Below are 26,603 nucleotides of genomic sequence, written 5' to 3' on the forward strand. Positions count from 1 at the left end.
CGTTCCCTATGGAAGCTTACACATTGCCCCCAATGCAATCCATCATTGTCAGTCCTAACGATCACCGCGGCTACCGCTATCTGGAACTGACTAACGGCCTCAGGGTATTACTCGTCAATGATCCACTAGCCACCCAGGCGGCCGCATCCATGGCGGTCAATGTGGGCCACTTTGATGATCCTGTCAACCGTCCCGGGATGGCTCACTTTCTTGAACACATGCTTTTTCTCGGCACTGAAAAATATCCGGATGCGGGTAGTTTCCTGTCATTTATCAATCAAAATGGTGGCAATAACAACGCCTGGACTGGCACCGAACTGACCAATTTTTCTACACGGTACCGCCTCAGGTTTTTCCAGAATCGATGGATCGCTTCAGTCAGTTTTTTATTGCGCCGATGTTTAACAGTGAGTTAGTTGACCGAGAACGCCATGCCATTGAATCGGAATTCCGTTTAAAGCAAAAAGACGACATTCGCCGAATCTATCAAGTCTTGAAAGAGACGGTAAATCCACAGCATCCGTTTTCCAAATTTTCAGTGGGGAATCTGGAAACTCTGGGCGGTGATGAAGAACTCCTGCGGCAAGAATTACTGACTTTTTACCAGACACATTACAGTGCCAACTTGATGACGCTGTGTGTGGTTGCCCCTTTATCGTTAGAAGAACTTGAGTTTCATACTCATAAATATTTCGGTGCCATCGCCAATCAACAACTTCAAAAACATTACCCTGACACCCCACTATTTTCGGCGACGCAATTGGCTCGCCAAGTACAGATAGTGCCGCTGAAAGAGCAAAAACGCGTCACAATTAGCTTCAGCCTCCCAGCCATTGAACCGTATTACCGTACCAAGCCTCTGACTTACATTAGTCACCTGCTAGGCAACGAGGGCGCCGGCAGCTTGCTAGCCTGGCTGAAGGAGCAAGGTTGGGCAAGCAATCTGTCAGCCGGAGGGGGATCAACGGTTACAACTTCAAAGAGTACAACATCAGCATTCAGTTGACTGACGCCGGACTCAATGCCTTGGATGACCTGATCGCTGCCTGTTTTTCCTATATCAGACTAATCCGTCTCGAAGGCCGTGATGAGTGGCGTTATCGGGAGCGAGCCAATCTCTTGCAGTTAGCATTTCGCCATCAGGAACAAATCAAGCCTCTCGATCTTGCCAGTCACCTAAGCATTAATATGCAGCACTACCCGGCGGAAGACATCATGTATGGTGATTATCGGATGGATGGTGCTCACCTGTCTCATATGGATGCGTTACTGGCATTGATGACACCAGATAACATGCGCTTACAACTGGTTGCGCCAGAACTGGATACCCAGCAACAAGCCGCATGGTACCAAACCCCCTATGGCGTATTCCCCATAGCGGCACAACGTCTGGCTCGCTGGCGTGAAGTGGGTAAGATTACCGGGTTGCAGCTACCGGCACCCAATCCTTTTATTGTGGCCGACAGCGTTGCTAGGCCAGAGAAGTCCAGCGCCAATGTGCCGGTAACCGTTGCAGAAGGCCCTGGTTACCGCATTTGGCACCGTAAAGATGATGAATTTAATGTGCCAAAGGGGCATCTTTATCTGTCACTGGATTCAGATCAGGCCAGTATGACGGTTCGGCATGCTGCACTGACCCGCCTCTACGTAGAGATGCTGCTGGATTATCTAACCGAATATACCTATCAGGCGGAAGTCGCCGGACTCAGCTACAACATCTACCCCCACCAAGGCGGCATCACCTTACACCTCACAGGTTATACCGGAAAACAGGAAACCCTATTAGCATTACTGATAGATAAAGCCAAAGACCGAAACTTTACCCCTCAGCAATTCAATACCATCAAACGCCAGTTATTACGGAGTTGGTACAATAATTCTCGGGCGAAACCGATTTCGCAGCTATTTACCAGCCTTACCGTGACTTTACAGCGCCGCAGCTATGAACCATTAAAGATGGCAGAGGCGCTGGAAGACTGCACATTGGACGACCTTAACCAACATATCAGCGCTTTTTATCAACGCATCTATCTCGAAGGCCTAGTTTACGGAGACTGGCTTGAGCAAGAAGCCAAAGTGCTCGCGAAACGCTTGCAACACATCCTATCACTGGTATCTAAACCTAGCCCTGAATCTGCGCGAGAGTTAGTTGACCTACAAGGTAAAGGCACCCTGCAGCGAGAGTTGGATATCACCCATCCAGATAGTGCCATTATTGTTTACTATCAGTCTGAAACAGCCGACCCGGCATACATGGCATTATTCAGCTTATTAAACCATGCAATGTCGTCGCCCTTTTTCCATGAACTGAGAACACAGAAACAGCTGGGTTACATGGTTGGTACAGGTTATCTGCCACTCAACCGACATCCAGGGATGATCTTCTACGTTCAGTCACCCGTGGCAGGGCCATTACAACTGTTGGAAACCATTGACCAATTCATCGCCGATTTTAATTATGCCGTGATGCAAATTACCAATGAGCAATGGGAGCAAACTAAAGAAGGACTGATCAGCCAGATTATGGAACACGATGCCAATCTTAAAACGCGAGGTCAGCGTTATTGGGTAAGCATTGGTAACAAAGATTATGGTTTTGACCAACGAGAGCAAGTTGTGGCCGAATTGCAACAATTAACAAGGGCCGACTTAATCAAGTTTATGATGAAAAAAATGCGCACTAAACATAGCGATAGACTCGTGCTATTCAGCATTGGTGAGCAACATAAACAACAGGAACCACTGATTGCAGGCGAAACCATCACTGATTTAAGAACATTTAAACTCAATGCCCAAAAATTCAACAGTTAAATGCGCCTCATATACAGCCACAAGGGATAGGGCTATTGGCATCGCTATATTTAGCATTACAGATGATTAAGTGCGTATTGAAGGAAATAACACCAATGCGATCAGCCTTCATATCGCCGACATCATTCACAATGATACTATGGCTAGCTGACATCAAAATATGTTCCATAGATGTTAAACTTTGACAAACGCTTTACTTTCTGAAAGAGTTATCTTTCAGAGACTTGGCATCCACTATAAAAGATTACATTATCCTGCACATTCACTTTCAAAGTTGCTCTGTCTGTTCTTCTTTACGTCTTTCTTTCTGACAGCAACATGCCTTGCCGATGAGTCTGATGAAGCAACATCGCAGCCTCCAGTCCTACTCAACGCTGAAACTTACGGCGTTTCCGACGGATTATCACAAAGTACGGTAACTTCTGTCGCTGAAGATGCCGATGGCTATATCTGGATCGGCACATTAAATGGATTAAATCGGTTTGATGGCAAAGAATTTAAACAGTTTTATGCGAATGATGAAACTGGTTTAAAAAGCTCTTTTATCCGTAGTGTTTTTTATGATAACAAAAAAAATATATTATTAGTCGGCACGGATGAAGATTTGTATCAGTTTGATGCTACCAATGAAAAATTTCTCAGTCTAAATATAAAGAAATATATAAATAACATCGATAATTATGAAAATAACATTTTAGTTGGAACTCCTGATGATACATTTATTATTGATGATTCTGGAAAATTATTAAAAAAGGTAAGCAGCGAAGGTATTGATGTAAAAAACACATTATCTATAAAAGATAATATATTTTTACTTTCAAGAGATGGTGATTTAATCAAGAACAACAAAATAATTAAAAAAAATATTAACCTCATAACAAAGTTCAAAGATAAAATCTATACTTTAAGCGATAAAAATATCTCTTTTATAGAGAATGATGAAACTCAGAAATTTTATAGTGATTCTGATTATATCTTTAGTGGGAATGAAAAATTATATTCAATAAGAAAAAATTCTCTCTATCAATTATATGAAAATGGAGAGTCTAAATTCATTGGTGAGATCAGCGCCAAAAACCAATTAAATAACATTTTCATATCAAGAAGGTTAAAAAATTCGATTTTCATTTCAAATTTAAATGAAGGTTTTATTTTAATAAAAGATGCTAGCAACATAATAAATAGATTGTCAGCATTAAATTCCCCCGTGTGGTCAATAAAGAGCAATAATAATCAAAACTATGTTATTTCAGACCAATCAAGTAAAATTAAAATTTATGACAAAAATCTACATCTAGAATACGTTGAGGATACAGAAATAGATGGGGCTAAATCCTCAACCTTGATTAATAATGAATTATATATAGGGATGAAAAATGGACTTTTCATATTAAACATTAATACAAAAGAAAAACAAAAAATACTAAACACTCCTATATCAGTAATAAGAAACATACTAAACAAATTAATAGTCGGAACTCCATCAGGTTATGTATATATTATAAATCCAGAAACAAATTACATTGAAAATAAATTGACAATTGATAATAACAATCCAATTTTTGATATCAGTAATTATAATAATGAAGTTATAATCGCCTCTCAAGGTGGAATATTCAACTTCGATATAGAAAGTCCAAAAGAAATAAAACAACTCTATAGCTCAGATATAGTATTTTGTGCCACATCAGATGAAAAATCCATTTTCTTTGGAACTACGCATGGAATTTATAGACATAATAAATCTTCTAAAGAAAATAGTTTGTTATTTTCTAATAAAAAACCGATATTTTCGATTATAAAAACTCATAATAACATAGTAGCCTCATCACTTAATGAAATTTTAATAATTAATAAAAATCAAAATAATAACGAAGAAGAGTATACAACTTTTCCAATAACTACAACGAATGGTTCTCAAGTTGAGTACAATACTCAAAGCATTGCAAAGTATGGTAAAGGTCTAATTTTAGGTGGAATTGAAGGCATTAGTTATGTAGATCTAGAAAAAATGGATCAATTTATCAAAAGTCAAAGACCGCCCAAAACTTTAATAAAATCATTGTTAATATTCAACATACCACAAAATATTGACAATATTCATTTAGAAGAATCTATTTCAAAAGCAAAAAAAATTACATTAAAGTACTCAGAATATCCATTTACTTTACAGTTTATCTCACCAACACTTGGCATATCTAACACAGAATATCAATATCGCTTAAAAGGATTATCAGACACATGGATATCTGCAAAGAATATTAACTCAGCGACATATACTAATCTTTCACCTGGCAATTATGAGTTTAATGTATATGCCATTAATCCTATAACCGGTGAAAAAGGTATTATGAACAAACTAGAAATAAATATCACACCACCATGGTGGCTTTCTAGTATCGCCAAAATAACATATATTCTGCTATTAGCATTCGTTATATTTATAATCACAAAAATTATTCTAAGAAGAAGAGAAATACAACGCCAAATTGCACTCAGTGAAGAACGACTAAAGCTCTCGTTGTGGGGAAGTGGTGACGAGATGTGGGACTGGGATATCGAGTCAGGCAAAATATATCGTTCCAACATCTGGGGATCTTTGGAATTTCCACGTGATGGTCAACGTTCTGGTCAGAAAGGAGAAGAAAGCAATATTCATCCCCAAGATCAAGAACGTGTTAGAGACGCATTAAATCGCCACTTTTACGGTGAGACTGATCATTTCGAGGCAACTTACCGAGTAAGAAGTAAAAATGGCGAGTGGTTATGGATACTTGATAGAGCCAAGATTGTTGAACGTGATGATAAAGATCATGCTTTACGCATGACTGGCACGATTAAAAATATCAGCAGTTTTAAGACCGCAGAAGAACAATTAAGATTATTTGAAAGAGCTATCGAAAATATTTCAGAAGGCGTCTTTATTCTCGATACTGACTTTAACTTTGTAGAATTAAATGAAGCGGCTTGTAACATTACACGTTATACCAAAGAACAAAGTATTGGCAGGCCTATATTATTTGAGAAATATTCAGCAGACTACAATAAACAAATTAAACAGCTATTAAGACAACAAGGTCAGTGGAATACAGAAATTGAATCCATTCGCGGTGATGGTTCGGTTTTCTTAATGGAGCTGACTATCGATGCAATTTATGATGAGCAAGGTTTATTGACCCATTATGTTGGTGTTTTTTCAGATATATCACATCGAAAACAGCAAGAAGAAGAACTACGTCGTTTGACCAACAATGATCTCCTAACGGGCTTACCAAACCGCTCTAATCTACAAGTTACACTAGAAAACCTAGTTAAAAAGGATCATCACCATACACTCATGATCCTTGATTTAGACAATTTTAAGAAAATTAATGATTCACTAGGGCATCAAGTTGGCGATGATTTACTGTGCCAGGTATCTTCCCGTATCGCGGGCATAATTCCCAAACACACCAGTCTCTACCGATTAGGCGGAGATGAATTTGCTATTCTGGTAGATAAAAATCCGGATATTGGCTCCAGTGCACTCATTGCCAATGATGTTATTGAAGCTTTCAATGAACCATTCACCCTATCAGGGGAAGACTTGGTCGTAGGAGTTAGTATTGGCATCGTACTCTATCCTGAAGATGAACAAAACGAACAAGCACTGCTGAGAAAAGCGGATATTGCTATGTATCATGCAAAATCGGCAGGAGGTAACAGATATCAGTTCTATTCAGAATCTCTCAATCGCAATGCATTACGACAATTAGAAGTAGAAAGCCTTATTCGTGAAGGGCTAAAAGATGATCTCTTTGAAGTCTATTTTCAGCCAAAAATAAGTTTGCGCACGGGCAAATTGGCAGGCATGGAGGCATTGGTAAGGCTAAATCATCCCCAATATGGGTTAATTCCTCCAGTAGAGTTTATCCCGCTCGCCGAAGAAACAGGGTTGATTGTCGAAGTTGGCGATGTCGTATTAAAGAAAGCCTGCTTTGCGGCTCAAAAATGGCGCGAAGACGGATTATTTACCGGAAGAGTCGCTGTCAATTTATCGTCACGGCAGTTTGCGCTACCGGACCTACAAACCCGAATAGAGTCAATTTTACGTCTCACTCGATTACCAGCAAATAATCTGGAGCTGGAAATTACAGAAGGGACCGTAATTAAACAACCAGAAAAAGCCATAAAAGTCATGCAGCAGCTGACCCGTATGGGGATTTCTCTCGCACTTGATGACTTTGGCACGGGGTACTCGTCCCTTTCTTATTTGAAACGCTTTCCTATTCATACCCTAAAAATCGATAAAGCCTTTGTCGATGATATAGATAAATCTGATCGCGATCTCAAAATGGTGGATTCGATTATTACGATCGCCCATAACATGGGGCTTTCTGTGGTGGGTGAAGGTGTTGAACAAGCAGCACAACTGAATATATTGCGAGCACTAAATTGTGAAGAAATACAAGGATTTATTTACAGTAAGGCGATATCAGAAAATGAATTTACAGAGTATTTAAAACAAGATAATACAATTTCCACTAATCAATGGGATGGCACTAATTAATTGTTGAGCTTAGTGTCAAAATAAAGTTGGCACGACATCTGCTTTATCTCTCTTGTCTAGCGTCAGAAGTCTATCGCTATCCGAGTAACTTACTGAATAAAGAGAGATAAAGAGATGAAAGCAATAATCGCCGCCGTACTAGCTCTGACAAGTGTATCTGTATTCGCTGCTGCGCCATATATCAAACTGAAACCTGCTGATGTCGCTGCTGCACCTTATATCAAACTAAAACCTGTTGATGTTGCTGCTGCGCCTTATATCAAACTGAAACCTGTTGATGTTGCTGCCGCACCTTATATCAAACTGAAACCTGTTGATGTTGCTGCCGCACCTTATATCAAACTGAAACCTGTTGATGTTGCTGCCGCACCTTATATCAAACTAAAACCTGTTGATGTTGCTGCTGCGCCTTATATCAAACTAAAACCAGCTGATGTTGCTGCCGCACCTTATATCAAGCTGAAACCTGTTGATGTCGCTGCCGCGCCTTATATCAAACTGAAACCTGTAGATTCAGCTATCGCATAGAGGTATATACAATGATCAACTCAATCAAGAAACTGCTGGGTTTTTCTAAGCCTCTACGCAAAAAAGCCGCACTTCCTGAAGGGCTACAACATCTGGAAGTAGTTACAGCAAATGGCTGGTGGAACTGATAAATGGTCACAAAAGATGGGAGCTTCTGCTCCCTTTCTTTTATTCCAAACGATAAATGACCTACATCTGTAAGCGGACAAATATTGCCCTATAGCAATATCCCTTAGGAAATTATTTGCCTATTTTTCAAACTGTTTATTCTAACCTTAATAACTCACCACATGATTTATGTAGCAATTGCCTACAACGCCACAACCCTAGCGTTGCCACCAACATCGCGCCGGCGATAGGTGCAATTACCCACCACGACCAATGCGCATAAACCTTCAGTTCAAACACATGCGTTTTTAATAACCAGATAGAAAATTCTGTCACTATTACCGCCAACGTTCCCGCGACAAGCCCCAATATTGCAAACTCTAGGGTAGTCGCCCAACGCAATAAGCCACCAGAAGCACCAAATGTTCTGAGTATTGCCAACTCTCGCTGACGCGTTGCCATTCCGGCTTCGGTCTGCGCTAACATCACTAAGGCGCTGGCCATAATGACTAATATCAGCACGAGTGTGAGTGCCAGAGAGACTTGGGACACTATGCCTTTGAGCTGACTGATGATCGCTCCAACATCGATGATGGAAACGGTCGGAAACTGACGGATAAGTTCAAGCACTACATTTTTCTGGTTGTCATTGAGATGAAAACTGGCCATTGATGTATAGGCAAAAGGTGCCATGGCCTCACGGGTAAAAATCATAAAGAAATTAGGCTGCATGGTTTCCCATTGCACCGCTCGGATACTTGCCACTTTTACAACAATCGATTGATTATCAATAACAAAACTCAGACTATCGCCAATCTTAATCCCTAGACGTTCGGCAACGCCGGATTCTACTGAGACGTCATCGTCCGCCTGATTAAAATGACCTTGTAGAATTCGGTTATGAGGCGGCATGTTATCGCGCCAAGTAAGATTAAGTTCCCGGGATATTCCCATACGCCCACGCTGCCCTTGTTCCTTTTGCTCTGGCGTGATGACATCTTCCCCATTGATGGCACTAAGACGCCCGCGGATCACCGGATAAATATCAGTTGCATCAATCGCATGACGTTGCAAAAACGTCTGCATTGGTGACACTTCTTCTGGGGCAATATTCACCAGAAAATAATTGGGCGCATTGTCGGGTAGCTGCTTTTGCCATTCATCTAAGAGATCCTGCCGTAATGCCAAAATAGTTAGAAGCAACACCAGCGCACTAGAAAAACCCACCAGTTGCAGGGCATTTTGCCTGGCGCGCCGACGTAATCCAGCGAGCGCCAAAGAAAACGGATTGGTGGTTTTCATCCCTATAGTTTGCCCCATACGGATCATCAGCAGCCCCAAAACGCCTAATAACAGCCCCAACAACACCACACTTGCCACAACAGTAAGCGTTAACGTCAGCGACCTTGAGTACAACCAGCCAAGTAACCCCATCGCCAGCAGACTAAGTAGCAGATGTAGCCACATGCCTAACTTCACGCCTTCTAATTGCCGTTGCAGCACTCTGAGTGGTGGAATATTAAGTAATCGCAATAATGGGTAAGCCGAAAACATAAACGCACTGATAAATCCAGTGGTAATACCTAACAACAACGGACGTAAAATGGGGGCAGAATAAGCGGCTATCTCAGCAGGCAGTGCCAATGTAATTAAAGCATCGAGCAGGAAACCGCCCACTAATCCCAAAGCGACCCCAGCTACAGTTACCAACAATAAATGTAGGCCAAACAAAATACGGATCTGGCGGGCACTGGCACCAAACGTCTTCACCATAGCCACCACATCATAGTGACGCTGGCAATAACGCTGTGCCGCAATACCAATAGCGGCGCAAGCCAAGGCGATACCTAATAAGCTCGACAACAACAGAAATCGTTCGGCACGCTGTACCGCACTGGCAATCGGAGAATCGCCAGATTGTACATCGACCCAACGCTGTGAGCTGGTGAGCAGCGGTTTCGCATAGGTTTCAAATGCCTGTAACTGCGCAGGCGTACCCACAAACTGATACAGATAAGTGACGCGGCTCCCCGGTTGAATAACGCCTGTAGCAGGAACATCATCCAGGCGCATCAACACCAGAGGGGCTGAGGCAAAAATATTAAAACCGGCATCAGGCAAACGGCTGATGGCGGCGCTCATTTTTAGGCGGCTGTTACCAAGCTCAACAGTATCAGGATGCCCAAGTAACGCAGCTAAGCGGCTTTCATACCAAATATTTCCTGGCTGAGGCAGTTTATTGGTTACCCCATTATCAAGCTCAATTTGCCCTTTAAGGGGATACGCATCATCAACCGCCCTTACCGTAACCAATTGAAACGCATCACCGCTGTAAACCATGGAGTTGAACTGCAGATTTTTTGACAACTTCAGCCCCAATGTGACGGCCTGCTGTAAAATTGCGTCGTCTAGCGCCACCGGGGAGTTGATGATGCGGTCAGCGGCAATAAATTTACTGGCTTGCCCATTAATTGCCACTTGTAAGCGCTCACTGACGCGGGCTAATCCGGTCACCGAGAGTACGGCCAGCGTGAGCGCCAGAATGATCAGTAACAACTGTCCCTGTTTGAGTTCACGCCTAAATAAACGCCATGCGAGAGTCCATGCCATCGTCATCACTCCCCAACCGCTGCAGTATCGTCAACACCTTGTTCAAAAAGCTGCCCATCATCCATGACTAATTGCCGTTCACAGCGCTGTGCTAGATGTAAATCGTGAGTCACTAAGACTAATGTGGTTGCACTTTCTTGATTCATGGCAAACAACATATCGGCGACTTTATCAGCATTGTGCTTATCCAAGTTACCAGTGGGCTCATCGGCAAATAGCACTTTGGGTTCACCGATAAATGCCCTGGCAATCGCCACCCGTTGTTGCTCACCGCCTGACAACTGCTTTGGATAATGAGTTAATCTGTGCCCCAGCCCGACTCGTTCAAGCATTCGTTTAGCTCGATCTCTAGCATCCTGAACTCCCGCGAGTTCAGCTGGCAACATGACATTTTCCAAGGCACTCAAGGTATCGACCAGCATAAACGACTGGAAGATAAAACTGACTTTTTGCTTGCGTAGTGCCGCCTTCTGCTCTTCATCTAGACCAGACAGGGGCTCGCCATCCAACCAGATTTCACCAGAACTTGGGGTGTCTAATGCGGCCAACAATCCAAGTAGCGTAGACTTGCCAGAACCTGAAGGACCAAGAATGGCCACACTCTGCCCTGGCTTGACATCCAAATTGATGCCTTTCAGGATAGTCAGCTCACCTTCCTGAGTCGTTACGGTTTTAACCAAATGGGAAACTTTTATGGCACTGTTGTTCAAAATCGCTTCCTTATGTTGTCGTCCGGTGGTCTGTTTACCACTGCTATTAATGCTAACTGCTTTACCGCTTCAAGCCGCCACGCTGCTGGTGCTTGGCGACAGCCTAGGTGCCAGCTATGGTGTTGATGAACACAAAGGCTGGGTTGCAGGATTACGCAAAGCGTTACCAGAGCATACCATTATTAACGCGTCTGTCAGTGGTGAAACCTCTGCTGGCGGACTGCGACGTTTGCCGGGATTGTTGCAATCAGTAAACCCTGATGTGGTTCTGGTAGAGTTAGGTGGTAATGATGGGCTACGCGGCTTTGCCCCCGCGGAACTGAAAAAATCTTACAAAAATTATTACGCTGTCACAGCAAGCGGGCGCCAAAGTGTTGCTGTCTCAGGTAATGGTGCCACCCAATTATGGCCCTCGCTATGAAAAAGCATTTATGGCGGTTTATGAACAGTTGGCAACCAACCCGCAGGTAACCTTGGTGCCCTTTTTTATGACCGTCATTGCCCCACACCCAGAGTTGATGCAACGCGACGGCATACATCCCAATGAGCAAGCCCAGCCAACCATCAGCGAATTTATGTTGCCATGGGTGCAAAAAGCGTTGCAGTAAACAGCTCGCATTAACGGCCTATGGCTTAAAGCCAAGTATGGAAAATATCAACCTCGTGCCCAAGGTACTGTCCATGGGCGTATACCTGCATGCCCAATTTATGTGCTAACGCTGCTGACGCCTGATTACCCGGCATAATCAACGCAATCACCTCGTCAACACCGCACTGGGTTTTAAATAACGGTAATGCGGCACTGGCAGCTTCAAAGCCAATGCCCTGCCCCCAATATTGTGGAAAATAGCGATAGCCCAGCTCCACCTTATCAAAATCTGCCAGATATTTAGGGCCACAAAATCCAATAACCTTACCGCTGGCTTTTAGCTCAACGGCCCAGCGACCATAGCCATACCTTTCATAGTCAGCATAAATCACCTGTTTCAGGACTTGCTCTGCCTCATGCAGATGTTGAAAAGGTGTAGAAGGGATGTAAGTCAGGATCTGTGGGTCACGGTTCATCTCAAAAAGTGCGCCTAAGTCATCATCTTGGAAATGGCGCAGGATCAGTCGGTCACTGGTAGCCAGGATCATCAGGATTCCTTCGGATTAGTTTTATTCATAAAAACGGTAACTTAGCATAAATAAATGTCGTGCTGAAAGCCGCTTGTCTTCTATATTTCCGCACTTTAAAAACGGTTAAAATATCCCCATTCGTTGAACAACGATTCACAAGGAATGATTATGTTGATGCAAAAACTATACGTACCGCTGGCTACGCGCACCAATCAGTACATTATGGCTGACATCAAGGTCACTGATGCCTTACTTGCTCATTACGACAGCTACGAACATTGTTACCGCAGCATCAGCGAACAGTTCTTTAAGCTGACAGCTGATCAAGAGCTGTTTAATGTGCATGTTATTGCCAATGACAAGCTGCCAGTGGTGCGTTATCACACCGAAGCCTATACCCTGCAAACCGCAGAGCAGATTTTGTTCTTTTATAACCCGGCTTACCATGAAGCACAAAGCCTGTACTTCGAGCCAGACTATAAAGCACGTAAGCTGCGCTTCCTGTTTTTAGCTACAGGTTCAGATATTCGCGCCAATGCGGCTAGCTTTCACAACCGGGTGCGCGCCGTGGTCAAAGACCTATTGCCGCTGCTGCCTGAAAAACAGCTCAACGTCAAAATCCGTGACCACCAGCATATGACCTATGATCTGTTTGCCTCTGCCAAAGGCGAAAACAAAACCTATGGTTATAAGCTGCGTAACATTTACATGCGTTATAAATCCAGACAGTGTGAGTTGCCAAGCAATTACACCTCTACCGCTTACGTCAAAGTTACACTGCCACTGAGCCGCCAATTAAAAATGTCGGTGCTTAAGCAGGATACCGATGATTATTCAGCGCTGTATCAGTATCTGGAAGACCGTTTCCTGGCAGCGGCGAATCAGAAACACCTGAAACATGTGGCAATGGTGGGGAATGGCTTGACCCCATTGGTACGTAATAGCAAATATGAAGAGCTAGGGTCTACGAAGGAAACCGTACTGATCGGTTTTAACCCCAATGATAACGAACCCAAGTTTCTACAGCACTGGGACGGGAAAAAACAGGTCGAAGCAATCGATTTCATCCTGGTTGCCACCCATGATGATTATTCTGAGCCAGGTTACTGTCGCTATATGAATCAAGTGGAAGCAGCACTGAAAGAGTTTGCTAAAGCGATTGAGTTAGATCCTAAGACCCAGGAAATGATGGTCGGCTTCTATCAGCACATTAGTTACCCGCTTTAATACCAGTGTAACTATCTAAAAACAAAGGCAAGGTAATTTACCTTGCCTTTGTTTTTTAGCGTTCCGATCTTAGGACTGGACACCATAAACCACTACATAGGACGATTTCTTTGTAGCAATCTATCGTAGCATTCGCTCAACATCAACGAAGCACTATGAGCCAGTTTATCAGTGATTTTTTTACGGATCTGATAACGAACCTTGATCACCTGTTTTTCGTCCGCCAGTTTCATCAGCAAGTCATCACTAGTGCCAATCTCATCCACCAAACCAAGCGCTAATGCCTGTTGTCCGTACCAGTGTTCCCCGGTTGCCACCTTGGCAACCTCCAACTGTGGCCGGAAATTGCTCACAAACCCCTTAAACAATTCATGCGTCTGCTCCAGTTCTTCTTGGAACTTGGCCCGACCTTCATCGGTATTCTCGCCGAATAACGTCAAGGTACGTTTGAATTCGCCAGCCGTATGCTGTTCATAATCAATATCGTGCTTGCGCAACAAGCGATGGAAATTAGGTATTTGGGCGACTACGCCGATAGAACCAACAATGGCAAACGGCGCGGCGACAATATGGTTAGCCACACAGGCCATCATATAGCCACCACTGGCGGCGACTTTATCCACGCACACTGTCAGCGGTAATCCGGCACGTCTGACGCGCTCCAACTGGCTGGCGGCCAAGCCATAACCATGCACCATACCTCCGCCGCTTTCTAGACTAATCAGTACCTCATCGGCTTTATCGGCAATGGCCAGCACCGCAGAAATCTCTTCCCGCAGCGAAGCCACTTCAGACGCTTCTATCCCGCCTTTAAACTCTAGGACAAACACCCGTGGCAATTGGCTATCGGTGGCTTGCTTGTCTTTCGCTTTTTGTTCCGCTTTATGTTGTTTTTCATAAGCCTTGAACGCTTTTTTATCCAGTAACTCCGCCTTGAGATGATGCCGCAGCGACTGCAGCTCTTCACTGATGTGTGTCAGCTTCAGTTCGCCACGCTCATGTTTTTGCTTCATTGAGGCGGCAACAACGAGCAACACGACTGCGGCAATGGCCACCACCAGGGTAATCGCCTTTGCCAAAAACAATCCGTAATCGTATAAAAATTCCAAGTGTTCAAATCCCGGCAGCCGCTGGCTGCAACAGACTAAAAAATTGCTTGCCATTCTAGCAGTCAAGCTGTTGATAAAAAACCTGTATGTGCAAGCCGTTACCACTGGTAACAATTGACGTATATGAAACCTTACCCTAGCGGTTGAATGATAATGATTGCCAGATAACATCGCAGCTGTGCTAACATGCGCCCCCTCGCACCAATAACCCCGCAAGGTTTTTTAATGACTCTGACATACATTCCCGGTAAAGACGAAGCGCTGGAAACTTCGATCAATACCATGCAGCAACGACTGGCAGATCTGGGCTTTGATATTGAACAGGCTTCATGGTTGAATCCGGTGCCCAATGTCTGGTCTGTACATATTCGCGATCGCAACTGCCCAGCGTGCTTTAGCAATGGTAAAGGTGCCAGCCGCGACGCCGCACTTGCCAGTGCCCTAGGTGAATACTTTGAACGGCTTGCCTGTAACTACTTCTTTGCGGATTTTTATCTGGGAGAGGAATTAGCCAATGGCCCATTTGTACATTATCCCAATGAAAAATGGTTTCCAGTAAGTGAGTCCAAACCCGCAGGGTTACTTGACGACTATCTGTGGCAGCATTACGACCCACAACAAGATTTGGATATTGCCACGCTGATTGATGTGCAATCAGGTAACCCGCAACGGGGGATCTGTGCCCTGCCGTTTGAACGGCAGTCTGATGGTAAGCTGGTGTATATTCCAATGAATATTATCGGTAATCTTTATGTCAGTAATGGTATGTCGGCTGGCAATAGCAAGACAGAAGCCCGCACACAGGCGTTATCTGAATGCTTTGAGCGCTATGTTAAAAATAAGATTATTGCCGAATGTATCTCGCTGCCAGAGATCCCTGCTACGGTATTGGCACGTTTTCCTAAAGTACAACAAGCGATTGCCGCACTAGAAGCCGAAGGGTTTCCCATTACTTGCTTTGATGCGTCATTAGGTGGTCGTTATCCGGTTATCTGTGTCACCTTGTTCAATCCGCAAAATGGTGGTTGCTTTGCCTCCTTCGGTGCGCATCCACGCTTTGAAGTGGCATTGGAACGGACAGTAACAGAACTGCTGCAAGGTCGGAGCCTGAAAGATCTGGATATTTTCCCATCGCCATCATTCAACAATGACGAGGTAGCGGATCACACCAATCTAGAAACTCACTTTATTGACTCCTCGGGTTTAGTTTCTTGGGATCTGTTTCGCGAAACCGCTGACTTTCCCTTCAGTGACTGGAACTTTAGCGGCTCAACTGAAGAAGAGTTTGCCCATCTGCTAGGCAAATTCCACGATGAAAATGCCGAAGTTTACATCGCTGACTACAGCCACCTGCAAACTTATGCCTGCCGTGTACTGGTACCAGGCTACTCAGAGATCTATCCGGTAGATGACCTATCATTCGCCAACAACAACCGGGCAATGAAGCTGCGCGCCCTGTTAGAACAGTGGTTACATGCGGCGACAGATAAACAAAAAGCGGCGCAAGTATTGGCTGAAATTGACGCGCTGGACCTAGATGAATTTCAACCACTCGATCAACTATTGTGCCTTGCCGTCGACGCCAATAGCGCTTGGGCAACACTGCGTATTGGTGAGCTGCGCTGTTTGCTGGCACTGGCGCTGAACGAACTGCAAGATGCCTATGACTGGGCACAATGGACCGTAGACTTCAACGCTTATGGCATCACGGCAGAAAAACAACCTCGATTACGTTTTTATCATACCTTGTTGGCGTTGTTGCAGATGCAGGAAGAAGATCGGGAGGCTGAGGAATATCTGCCTAAATTCCGCCGCATGTTTACTGAACATGACGTAGCACTGGCGCTGGCACACATCAAGGGGCAGAAGGCTGCTTATGACCTGCCTAAGACAGGTGGATTATTGAATTTTAATAAGCATCAGAGTCTGTTGCAGGCGTACGCAAAGCTGCAAAAAGCCAAAGCAGCATTTAAGGATTGGCGCACAATTTAACGCCTATCTTGGATAAAAAAACCGGCGGTTGCCGGTTTTTTTATTCATTAAAACTACATCAACAACATATTACGCCGCGGTTTTAGGAGTTGAACGCGCCGCTGATTTATCATTTTCAACCACTTTAGCATCTTGAGCACCTGAGGCTTTTTCAGTTCCCCAAATCCCCAAACCGATGACGCCAGCGCCACCAACAATGTTCCCCAAGGTCACGGGGATCAGATTAGCAGTAACGATATGGCTGATACTCAATGCTTCTAAAACCTGCTCGGTATAACCGTGGCTCAGCAGCAAATCGGTAGGTAACAGATACTTAAAGGCAATACCAACAGGCAACATGAACATATTGGCAATACTATGTTCAAAACCGGTTGCCACAAACAAGGCAACTGGCATTACCATCAACAACGCTTTGGTGCCGACATCCTTGCTCATATAAGCAAACCACACCGCTAAACACACCATGATGTTACACATCATCCCCAGCACAAACGCCTGTCCCCAGGTATGATGCACTTTGTGCAAGGCGATACCGACAACATTCAGGCCCCACTGCCCGCCATCGGTCATATACAAGCCGCCTGCACATACCAAGCCCACCAGTATCAAGGCACCAACCGCATTACCTATATAGACTTCAATCCAGCACGACAGCATCTTGGCAAAACTGACACGCCCTTGCGCGCAGGCCACAGCAGATAAGACAGTACTAGTGAAAAGTTCCATACCGAACAGCACTACTAGGATCAATCCAAGACTGAAGACAGCCCCACCCATCAGGTGCACTGCCCCCCAATGAGCCTCTGAATTCCCGGTAGTCACGGTGACATAAAAAACGAAGGCCAGACCGATAAAAAATCCGGCATAAATCGCCTGAATGAAGCGATAAAGGGACGGCTTATTAACTTTTCCTTCACCACTGGCGATGACGGTTTGCAAATGTTCAGAAAACAGTTTCATTTTTTTACCACCTTGTTGGGCAGTAACCGAAGTTCTAGCCAGGCATACACTCGGCGAACAGGCCATAAATACTTCGGTCTGCCGAACATTAATTAATTTTCGACCGCAAAGTTACCAAAAATTAGAAACTTTTGATTTAGAAACAAATATTGCAAAACTACATCATCGTCAGAGTATTTATGCCTCGTTTTATCGGCAGAAATCAATTTATGCTGCGAAAGATGTTAGCCGCCTCTCAGTTCCTTTCAATATTGAATAGCAGCTCAAAATTTGACTGATATCCAGCCGTCTGTTGCTAGATTCCCGCGATGCCAGCCTTTACCCCTAATGGTTGCTGGCCAATAATTAACCACGAAATACCCTAGTTACTGACAGCCGGGCTCACCTTACGACAATTTTTATTGTTTAGCCATCGCTTAATTACAATTGTTTCCATAACATAAATTCATAGCGGTTCCGTGATCCAGTGCATATTTTTTATGTTACAAGGGGGAGCATCTGCCATAGATTGGCACATTTTGGCGATTCAGCGCCATTCACAGTATGTCTGTGGACTCGTTCAAAGATTAATGTAAACAGCCGGTTATCAATTGATTAGAGTAATTACTCATATCTTTGCCATATAAAACATCTACAATTTTGCAGTTTAGTAGTGAATATCACTGGTGGATACGGATCTTAATTGTTTAAAAATTGATAACTCAGTAGCAAATTTAGCATTAACTTAAGCCGAGTGATTGTTAAGTGGTGTGACCACCTACAATCTTATGCTAATATCTTTCTGGACAATTGGTCTTACCAATTTAAGGTTAAGGGCATTTACAGATATTCTTCAATCGGTAAAAGACTGATTGATTTGGTACCTGAAAGCTTGAGACTCCGACCAGAGAATTAAGCAGCGAGACAGAACAGGGGTTAACGTCCCGAGGAAACAGACAGGACAGTAATCCCGCCCACTTTATCAAACAAAAGGTGAAGTACGATGACCGACACAACTGATCTGTTCCAAAAGGCCTGGGAAGGGTTTGTACCTGGAGATTGGAAATCTGCAGTCAACCTGCGTGATTTTATCCAGAACAACTACACCCCTTATGAAGGTGACGAATCCTTCCTCGCAGGTCCTACTGCGGCCACCAACACTTTGTGGGAAAAAGTGATGGAAGGCATCAAGCAGGAAAACCGCACTCACGCCCCCGTCGATTTTGACACTGACAAAGTCTCCACCATTGATTCACATGATGCCGGTTATATCGACCGCGAACTCGAAACCATTGTGGGTCTACAAACTGATGCACCACTGAAACGGGCCCTGTTGCCAAATGGTGGGATCCGTATGGTAGAAAGTTCATGCCAGGCATATGGCCGTGAACTGGATCCACAACTGAAATATATTTACAGCGAACTGCGTAAAACCCATAACCAAGGTGTGTTTGATGTCTACACACCAGAAATTCTTGCTTGTCGTAAATCTGGGGTATTGACCGGCTTACCAGATGCCTACGGTCGTGGCCGTATTATCGGTGACTATCGCCGTGTAGCCCTTTATGGTATCGACTACCTGATGCAGGACAAATTTGCCCAGTTCACTTCACTGCAAGCGCAGATGGAAGCGGGTGAAAACCTGAGTGACGTGATTCAGTTACGTGAAGAAATCGCCGAGCAACATCGTGCCTTGGCACAGATGAAAACCATGGCGGCCAAATACGGCTTTGATATCTCTGGCCCGGCCACTAATGCCAAAGAAGCCATTCAATGGACCTATTTCGGCTATCTGGCCGCAGTGAAGAGCCAGAACGGTGCCGCTATGTCTCTGGGGCGGACATCAACCTTCATTGATATCTACATTGAACGCGATCTGAAAAAGGCCTGCTGACTGAAGCACAAGCGCAGGAAATGATTGACCATTTCGTCATGAAACTGCGTATGGTGCGCTTCCTGCGTACCCCAGAATATGATGAACTGTTCTCTGGCGACCCAATTTGGGCCACCGAATCTATTGGTGGGATGGGGCTAGACGGACGGCCATTAGTGAGCAAAACCAGCTTCCGTTTCTTGCACACACTGTCCAACATGGGCCCAAGTCCTGAGCCAAACATCACTGTGCTCTGGTCTGAAAATCTGCCCGAAGCCTTCAAAAATACTGCGCTAAAGTCTCCATCGATACCAGTTCAATCCAGTATGAAAACGATGACCTGATGCGCCCTGATTTTGAATCAGACGATTATGGTATTGCTTGCTGTGTAAGTCCGATGGTTATCGGTAAACAGATGCAGTTCTTCGGCGCTCGTGCCAACTTGGCTAAAACCCTGTTGTACTCCATCAACGGCGGCGTTGATGAAAAACTGAAAAAACAAGTCGGCCCCAAAACTGCGCCAATCACTGCTAACGTGCTGACATTTGATGATGTCATGGGGCGCTTGGACAACATGATGGAATGGCTGGCAACTCAGTATGTCACTGCACTGAATACCATCCACTACATGCACGATAAGTACAGCTATGAAGCGGCGCTGATGGCACTGCATGACCGCGATGTACGTCGCACTATGGCTTGCGGTATTGCGGGTCTGTCTATTGCTGCCGACTCATTGTCTGCTATCAAATACGCCAAAGTTAAACCGGTACGTGACGAAAATGGCATTGCCGTTGACTTTGAAATCGAAGGTGACTATCCGAAATTCGGTAATAACGATGCTCGTGTAGATGACATCGCCTGCGATCTGGTACATCGTTTCATGGATAAAATCCGCCACAAACAGATGTATCGTAATGCCATTCCAACTCAGTCAATTCTGACCATTACTTCAAACGTGGTTTATGGTAAGAAAACTGGTAACACACCAGATGGACGCCGTGCCGGAGCACCGTTTGCGCCAGGGGCCAACCCAATGCATGGCCGCGATGAAAAAGGTGCCGTAGCCTCGCTGACATCCGTTGCCAAACTGCCATTTGCTCATGCGCAAGACGGTATCTCCTACACCTTCTCTATCGTGCCAAACGCATTAGGTAAAGAAGACTCAGCCCGCCGTGCTAACTTAGCGGCACTGATGGACGGCTACTTCGCCCATAAACCGGGTCACGAAGGTGGTCAACATCTGAACGTCAACGTAATGAACCGCGAAATGCTAGAAGATGCCATGGTGCACCCTGAGAAATATCCTCAGCTCACCATCCGTGTATCTGGCTATGCGGTACGGTTTAATTCGCTGACACCTGAACAGCAACAAGATGTAATTACCCGTACTTTCACCAAATCCGTCTGATAAGATGGGCTGCAATGGCAACATTGCAGCCACTTCAGGAGTATTGATGGCAGTTACAGGAAGAATCCATTCGATAGAATCTTTCGGCACAGTTGATGGCCCAGGTATACGCTTCATCGCGTTTATGCAGGGGTGTCTGATGCGCTGCAAATACTGTCATAATCGCGATACTTGGGATTTGGACGATGGCAAGGATGTAACGGTCGACGAATTGATGGAGCAAATCCTCAGTTATCGGCCGTTTTATGAAGCCAGTGGCGGTGGTGTGACAGCCAGCGGTGGTGAAGCGGTGTTACAGGCAGAGTTTGTGGCGGCTTGGTTTAACGCCTGCAAACAGCAAGGGATCCACACTTGTCTCGACACCAATGGTTTTGTACGCAAGTACACACCCGTTATTGATGAACTATTGGATAACACAGATCTAGTAATGCTCGACATCAAACAGATGGATGATGCCAAACACATAGATCTGACCAAAGTGAGTAATCAACGGACGCTACAGTTTGCCCAATACCTTGCTAAACGGGGACAAAAAACCTGGATCCGTTACGTAGTGGTTGGTGGTTATACCGAGGATGAAGCTTCAGCGGAGATGCTGGCTGAATTCATCCAACCCATGCGCAATGTAGAGAAAGTGGAACTACTGCCTTACCACGAACTGGGAAAACACAAGTGGCAGGCGATGGGAGAAACCTACGAGTTAGAAGGTGTGACCCCACCGAGCCACGATACGATGGAAAAAATCAAAGCGGTATTCACTAAACGCGGGATCAACGCCAGTTATTAAGGCTAAATCTCGTCCCAGAAACTGGCTTCAAGACGTTCAAATGCCAGCTTCAGAATAACCGCCATGTCCATGTAACAGGCCTTTGCGCCAAGTGGACGCGAACCAGCGCCCTGCTCTACCAGCCTGGCGTTAAGTTGATTGCCCCACTCCAGCAATGATAACGGGAGCGGATGGCGTGCTCGCCATCCCAACCAAAACATTCCCTGAAGTGGCATACTGATAAAAAACAGGATAGTGGCTAGTGCCTGAGGCAGATAAGCCCATCCATATAAATACAGCTGGCTACCACCAGCAAGCAGGGCTAATCCCGGCATCAGGGTAGTTGCTAAACGGGTAGCGCGGATCACGCGAAACTCAGGAAAGTGATAACCCAATTGTCGCACCATGGGCCAGGTCTTCATATAATGCTGACCATCGCTCAAGGTCTTAAGGATACCGGAATTCAAGGAACGCCCCTGCAGTAAAGAGAATGCTTTTACCTTAGCACATTTCCAAAAACTGACCCAACATAGAACTGGACAAGGAAATGCTAAGTGAACACAGGTTCGGAAGCTGGCTTTCCCGGATCAGTTAATAAAACGGCATAAGGTTTATTAAGATGTCAAATAAACTGGTATTGGTTTTAAACTGTGGCAGCTCTTCGCTGAAATTTGCGGTCATCGATGCCATCACTGGCGATGCAGAGATTTCAGGGCTGGCAGAGTGTTTTGGTCTGAAAGACTCGCGCATCAAGTGGAAATACAACGGTGAAAAACACGAAATGTCACTGGGTGCCTATACTGCACACCGTGAAGCTGTTGAATTCATTGTTGAAAATATATTAGGGCCATTGCCAGAATTATCTTCCAAAATTCTGGCCGTCGGACATCGAATTGTGCATGGCGGAGAAAAGTTCACCCATTCAGTAATTGTTGATGACACTGTCATTGACGGTATTGAAGAGTGTGCCTCTCTGGCACCACTGCACAATCCAGCACATCTTATTGGCATTCGTGCCGCTATCGCTTCTTTTCCCAACTTGCCCCAGGTGACTGTGTTTGACACCGCCTTTCACCAGTCCATGCCGGAAAGAGCTTACATCTATGCCCTGCCCTATAAACTGTACCGTGAACACAGTATCCGCCGCTATGGCATGCACGGCACCAGCCACTTGTTTGTCAGTCGCCAAGCAGCGCAGATGCTCGACAAACCGATTGAGGAACTGTGCCTGATTTCTGCCCATTTAGGCAATGGCGCGTCAGTTACCGCCATCAAGGGCGGCAAAAGCGTCGATACCTCCATGGGCTTAACACCGCTGGAAGGCCTGGTAATGGGCACCCGTTGTGGTGATATGGACCCCTCTATCGTCTACCACCTAGTTCATCAATTGGGCTATACCGTTGATGAAGTCAATTCAATGCTGAACAAACAGAGCGGCTTGTTGGGGATTTCTGAGCTGACCAGCGATTGCCGCGGCATTGAAGAAGGTTATGCCGAAGGCCACAAGGGCGCGACGCTGGCGTTAGAGATCTTCTGTTACCGCCTGGCGAAATATATTGCGTCATATACCGTGCCACTCGGCAAACTGGACGCAATAGTGTTCACTGGTGGCATTGGCGAAAACTCTGACTTAGTGCGCCGTAAGGTTTTGGAAAACTTAGCAATATTTAAATTCCAGGTTGATGACGATCGTAACAAGGCGGCTCGCTTTGGTAACGGTGGCATTATTACTGCCGACGCTAGCCCAGTCGCCATGGTGATCCCAACCAACGAAGAGTGGGTTATTGCGGCAGACGCCTTAAAACTCATTGAGTAATCAACGGTTATACCGCGCCAGTGGCACATTTTACCGGGCGCGGTATCTGGACAAACAACAAAATCTTACGCACCAGCAGTGACTATTGCGAAGGTTTTAAGAAGAGGTTTCTATGTCCCGTAACATTATGTTGATCCCCATAGGTACAGGCGTTGGTCTGACCTCAATCAGTCTGGGGATGGTTCGTGCACTTGAGCGTCACGGCGTCAAGGTGCGCTTTTTCAAGCCCATCGCACAACTGCGGCCCGATGATAAAGGGCCAGAACGCTCCACCACCATTCTCAGTAAATCCCCAACCGTTAATCCGCTCGAACCTTTTGATATGGATCATGCCGAATCGCTGATCCGTGCCGATCAGACGGATGTGCTGATGGAGCAGATAATCGCTAGAGTATCTGAGTCGGTTGGTGCCACTGAAACCTTGATAGTTGAAGGGCTGGTGCATACTCGTAGCCATCACTTTGCTGACGACATCAACTATGCCGTTGCCAAAGCCCTGGACGCCGATATTATCTTTGTGGCAACGCCTGGCAACGACACCCCCAATGGTTTGATGAATCGCTTGGAGATTGCCTACCATTCATGGGGCGGCGCACAAAATCGCCGATTGATCGGCGCCATCGTCAACAAAATAGGTGCACCCGTTGATGAAGAAGGCCGCACCCGTCCCGATCTGTCGGAGATGTTTGACCATGATCCTAGCCAGCATATCGATACGGCTGGCATGTTCCAACTCCCAGGCAAAAGTCCACTACGGATCCTAGGTAGCGTGCCCTACAATCTTGACTTGGTGTCACCGCGCGCATCAGATTTAGCCAAACATCTGCGTGCCAGGATCCTTAATGCGGGAGAAATGCACATGCGGCGGCTGCGTAAAGTCACTTTCTGCGCCCGCTCATTGCCGAATATGGTCACCCACATCAAAACCGATTCGCTGTTGGTCACCTCAGGCGATCGTTCAGATGTGATAGTGTCTGCCTGCCTCGCTGCCATGAATGGGGTCAAAATTGGCGCCTTGCTACTCAGTGGTGGTTATGAACCAGAACCCGCCATTATGGACTTGTGTGAACAAGCTTTCGAAACCGGCCTGCCCGTGTTCCTTATCGACAGCAACACCTGGCAGACATCCCTCAATATTCAGCGTTTTGACCATGAAGTTCCGGTAGATGACGCGGTACGTATTGATCTAGTTCAGGAATACGTTGCAAGCCATATCGATCAAAGCTGGATTGAAAGCGTGACAGAAAACTCACCGCGTGAGCACAGATTGTCACCACCAGCTTTCCGTTACAAACTGACAGAACTGGCGCGGGCAGCCCATAAAACCGTGGTGTTGCCGGAAGGTGATGAACCGCGCACCATTAAAGCCGCGGCAATCTGCGCTGAACGCGGCATTGCCCACTGTGTGCTACTGGGCAAACGCGATGAAATCATGCGTATCGCCAACCTGCAAGATGTCAGCCTTGGCGAAGGCATTGACATTATCGACCCAGACGAAGTCCGCGAACGTTATGTCCAGCCCATGGTGGAACTGCGTCGTGGTAAAGGCTTGACCGAAGTGGTCGCGCGTGAACAACTGGAAGACAACATGGTGCTTGGCACTATGATGCTGGCGCAAGATGAGGTTGACGGGATTGTTTCCGGAGCGGTGCATACTACGGCCAACACTATCCGACCACCGTTACAGTTGATTAAAACAGCGCCAGGTTCAAGTCTGGTATCCTCTATCTTCTTTATGTTGATGCCGGATCAGGTATTGGTTTATGGGGATTGCGCCATCAACCCAGATCCTGATGCAGAACAGTTAGCCGATATCGCCATTCAGTCAGCCGAATCTGCCAAAGCGTTTGGTATTGACCCGAGAGTAGCGATGATCAGTTACTCTACCGGTAACTCAGGTAGTGGTTCTGATGTGGATAAAGTGCGCGAAGCAACACGAATTGCCAAGGAGAAACGCCCGGATCTGGTGATCGATGGCCCCTTGCAATATGACGCAGCGGTAATGCCCAACGTGGCCCGTTCCAAAGCGCCAGATAGCCCGGTTGCCGGTAAAGCAACGGTGTTTGTATTCCCTGACTTGAACACAGGCAACACCACCTATAAGGCGGTACAACGTAGCGCCGATCTGATCAGTATCGGCCCAATGTTGCAGGGCATGCGTAAGCCAGTGAATGACCTTTCTCGCGGCGCATTGGTGGACGATATCGTCTATACCATTGCCTTAACCGCCATTCAGGCAACGCAGAACTGATAACGTGTTACATAAAAAAGACGCCATTTGGGCGTCTTTTTTATTGATGCTGCACAATCACACCGCAAATTTTCCATGAACGACAAAAATTGACCATCAATAATTTAAACGTTATTTCAATCTGTTAGGATGTTCACTGTGAGTATTCAACAAAGTTGTCCACAGATTTTGTGGATAACCCTCGGGTTTATTCAGCCGCAATTTAGTGCTGCGGCCCAGTGCGGTGTAACGGCTTGCGGTCTGCCCCAAAAACCCCGATACTGACTACATCAGCCTCTATCTATAATCGCATGAGATACGTAATATTTTTCTGCATGATATGTCTGTTTGGTTGCAGTGATGCGGCCAAAGATGGCGAAGCAAGTCCAGAACAGATTGCTCTTGGTTTCTTCCAAGCAATCTATGTTGACCGTGACGTTGAAAAAGCCACGCAATATGTTGATGCCCCCATTAAAGATGTGCTGCGCAGTTACTACATTGCACAGTCAGTGCAGCGTTATATGCTCAACCTGTCGATGACGGATGTCACTCTGTCAATCGAAGATATCGATATCGATTTTTTCCGTAAATTCTCTGATGAAGTCACGGTAGTGGTTAAACTTGTTGGCAAAAAAGCGGGCGAAAAATGGATAGACGACCGCACATTAAAACTCAAACGGCGCGGTAATAGCTGGATAATTATTGAGGTTGTACCAGAAACAGGGAAAACCAACGTAGGAGCCTTCTAGCCTAGGGTTATCCTTAGCCTCGGAGCGTGTTACACTCTGGCTAGTTTTCAGAATTC

14 protein-coding genes and 3 pseudogenes are annotated in these 26,603 nt (G+C 45.5%); 11 read left to right on the forward strand and 6 right to left on the reverse strand.

Translation table 11 applies throughout. The features are described 5' to 3' along the window. Nucleotides 1–32: 32 nt before the first annotated feature. The 3 genes and pseudogenes from KHX94_RS01150 (at nt 33) to KHX94_RS01160 (ending at nt 7,888) form a co-directional block, all read left to right on the forward strand. Nucleotides 33–2,811, forward strand: a pseudogene (locus KHX94_RS01150) (insulinase family protein). Nucleotides 2,812–2,992: 181 nt separating this feature from the next. Next, complete coding sequence (locus KHX94_RS01155; protein ID WP_213682059.1) at nt 2,993–7,360, forward strand: EAL domain-containing protein; 4,368 nt, start codon at nt 2,993–2,995, stop codon at nt 7,358–7,360. A 114-nt stretch (nt 7,361–7,474) separates the two neighbouring features. Then, nucleotides 7,475–7,888: a hypothetical protein gene (locus KHX94_RS01160; protein WP_213682060.1), complete on the forward strand. Its 414-nt coding sequence runs from the start codon at nt 7,475–7,477 to the stop codon at nt 7,886–7,888. Nucleotides 7,889–8,152: 264 nt separating this feature from the next. On the opposite strand, the gene KHX94_RS01165 is transcribed toward KHX94_RS01160, so the two are convergent. Further along, entirely contained in the window at nt 8,153–10,606 is a 2,454-nt protein-coding gene (locus KHX94_RS01165) for an ABC transporter permease (protein ID WP_213682061.1), read from the reverse strand. Between the two features lie 5 nt (nt 10,607–10,611). After that, on the reverse strand, nt 10,612–11,319 hold the full coding sequence (locus KHX94_RS01170; RefSeq protein ID WP_213683290.1) for an ABC transporter ATP-binding protein: 708 nt from the start codon (nt 11,317–11,319) through the stop codon (nt 10,612–10,614). A gap of 46 nt (nt 11,320–11,365) precedes the next feature. Here KHX94_RS01170 and KHX94_RS01175 point away from each other — a divergent pair. After that, a pseudogene (locus KHX94_RS01175) lies at nt 11,366–11,924 on the forward strand (arylesterase). A 25-nt stretch (nt 11,925–11,949) separates the two neighbouring features. Here the strand turns inward: KHX94_RS01175 and KHX94_RS01180 are convergent. After that, on the reverse strand, nt 11,950–12,453 hold the full coding sequence (locus KHX94_RS01180; protein ID WP_213682062.1) for a GNAT family N-acetyltransferase: 504 nt from the start codon (nt 12,451–12,453) through the stop codon (nt 11,950–11,952). 150 nt (nt 12,454–12,603) lie between these two features. Here KHX94_RS01180 and KHX94_RS01185 point away from each other — a divergent pair, with 150 nt between their 5' ends. Beyond that, nucleotides 12,604–13,662 carry a DUF3083 family protein gene (locus tag KHX94_RS01185; RefSeq protein WP_244859278.1) on the forward strand — a complete coding sequence of 353 codons (1,059 nt, stop codon included), beginning with the start codon at nt 12,604–12,606 and terminating at the stop codon, nt 13,660–13,662. 92 nt (nt 13,663–13,754) lie between these two features. Here the strand turns inward: KHX94_RS01185 and sohB are convergent, their stop codons facing one another. Then, the gene (sohB, locus tag KHX94_RS01190) at nt 13,755–14,771 is read right to left on the reverse strand and encodes a protease SohB (RefSeq protein ID WP_213682064.1); all 1,017 of its coding nucleotides are present in this window, start codon (nt 14,769–14,771) and stop codon (nt 13,755–13,757) included. 225 nt (nt 14,772–14,996) lie between these two features. On the opposite strand from sohB, the gene ycaO reads away from it, so the two are divergent. Continuing rightward, on the forward strand, nt 14,997–16,763 hold the full coding sequence (gene ycaO, locus KHX94_RS01195; RefSeq protein WP_244859279.1) for a 30S ribosomal protein S12 methylthiotransferase accessory factor YcaO: 1,767 nt from the start codon (nt 14,997–14,999) through the stop codon (nt 16,761–16,763). Nucleotides 16,764–16,832: 69 nt separating this feature from the next. On the opposite strand, the gene focA is transcribed toward ycaO, so the two are convergent. Then, nucleotides 16,833–17,723, reverse strand: coding sequence for a formate transporter FocA (gene focA, locus KHX94_RS01200; protein WP_213682066.1), 891 nt, complete (start codon nt 17,721–17,723; stop codon nt 16,833–16,835). Between the two features lie 982 nt (nt 17,724–18,705). On the opposite strand from focA, the pseudogene pflB reads away from it, so the two are divergent. Then, nucleotides 18,706–20,986 (forward strand): annotated as a pseudogene (pflB, locus tag KHX94_RS01205) (formate C-acetyltransferase). A gap of 46 nt (nt 20,987–21,032) precedes the next feature. Further along, nucleotides 21,033–21,773: a pyruvate formate lyase 1-activating protein gene (gene pflA, locus KHX94_RS01210; protein ID WP_213682067.1), complete on the forward strand. Its 741-nt coding sequence runs from the start codon at nt 21,033–21,035 to the stop codon at nt 21,771–21,773. Nucleotides 21,774–21,775: 2 nt separating this feature from the next. Here the strand turns inward: pflA and yfbV are convergent, their stop codons facing one another. Then, the gene (gene yfbV / locus KHX94_RS01215; RefSeq protein ID WP_133037682.1) at nt 21,776–22,219 is read right to left on the reverse strand and encodes a terminus macrodomain insulation protein YfbV; all 444 of its coding nucleotides are present in this window, start codon (nt 22,217–22,219) and stop codon (nt 21,776–21,778) included. A gap of 152 nt (nt 22,220–22,371) precedes the next feature. Between yfbV and ackA the strand changes: the two genes are divergently transcribed. From ackA to KHX94_RS01230, 3 genes are all read left to right on the forward strand, one after another. Then, a complete protein-coding gene (ackA, locus tag KHX94_RS01220; RefSeq protein WP_213682068.1) occupies nt 22,372–23,568 on the forward strand; it encodes an acetate kinase in 1,197 nt (398 codons plus the stop codon). A gap of 112 nt (nt 23,569–23,680) precedes the next feature. Then, nucleotides 23,681–25,819 (forward strand): phosphate acetyltransferase, encoded by a 2,139-nt coding sequence (pta, locus tag KHX94_RS01225; protein ID WP_213682069.1) that lies wholly within the window; start codon nt 23,681–23,683, stop codon nt 25,817–25,819. A gap of 290 nt (nt 25,820–26,109) precedes the next feature. Further along, on the forward strand, nt 26,110–26,547 hold the full coding sequence (locus tag KHX94_RS01230) for a hypothetical protein (protein WP_213682070.1): 438 nt from the start codon (nt 26,110–26,112) through the stop codon (nt 26,545–26,547). The last annotated feature ends 56 nt before the right edge of the window (nt 26,548–26,603 follow it).

This window comes from Shewanella dokdonensis (assembly GCF_018394335.1).
Lineage (GTDB): Bacteria > Pseudomonadota > Gammaproteobacteria > Enterobacterales > Shewanellaceae > Shewanella > Shewanella dokdonensis.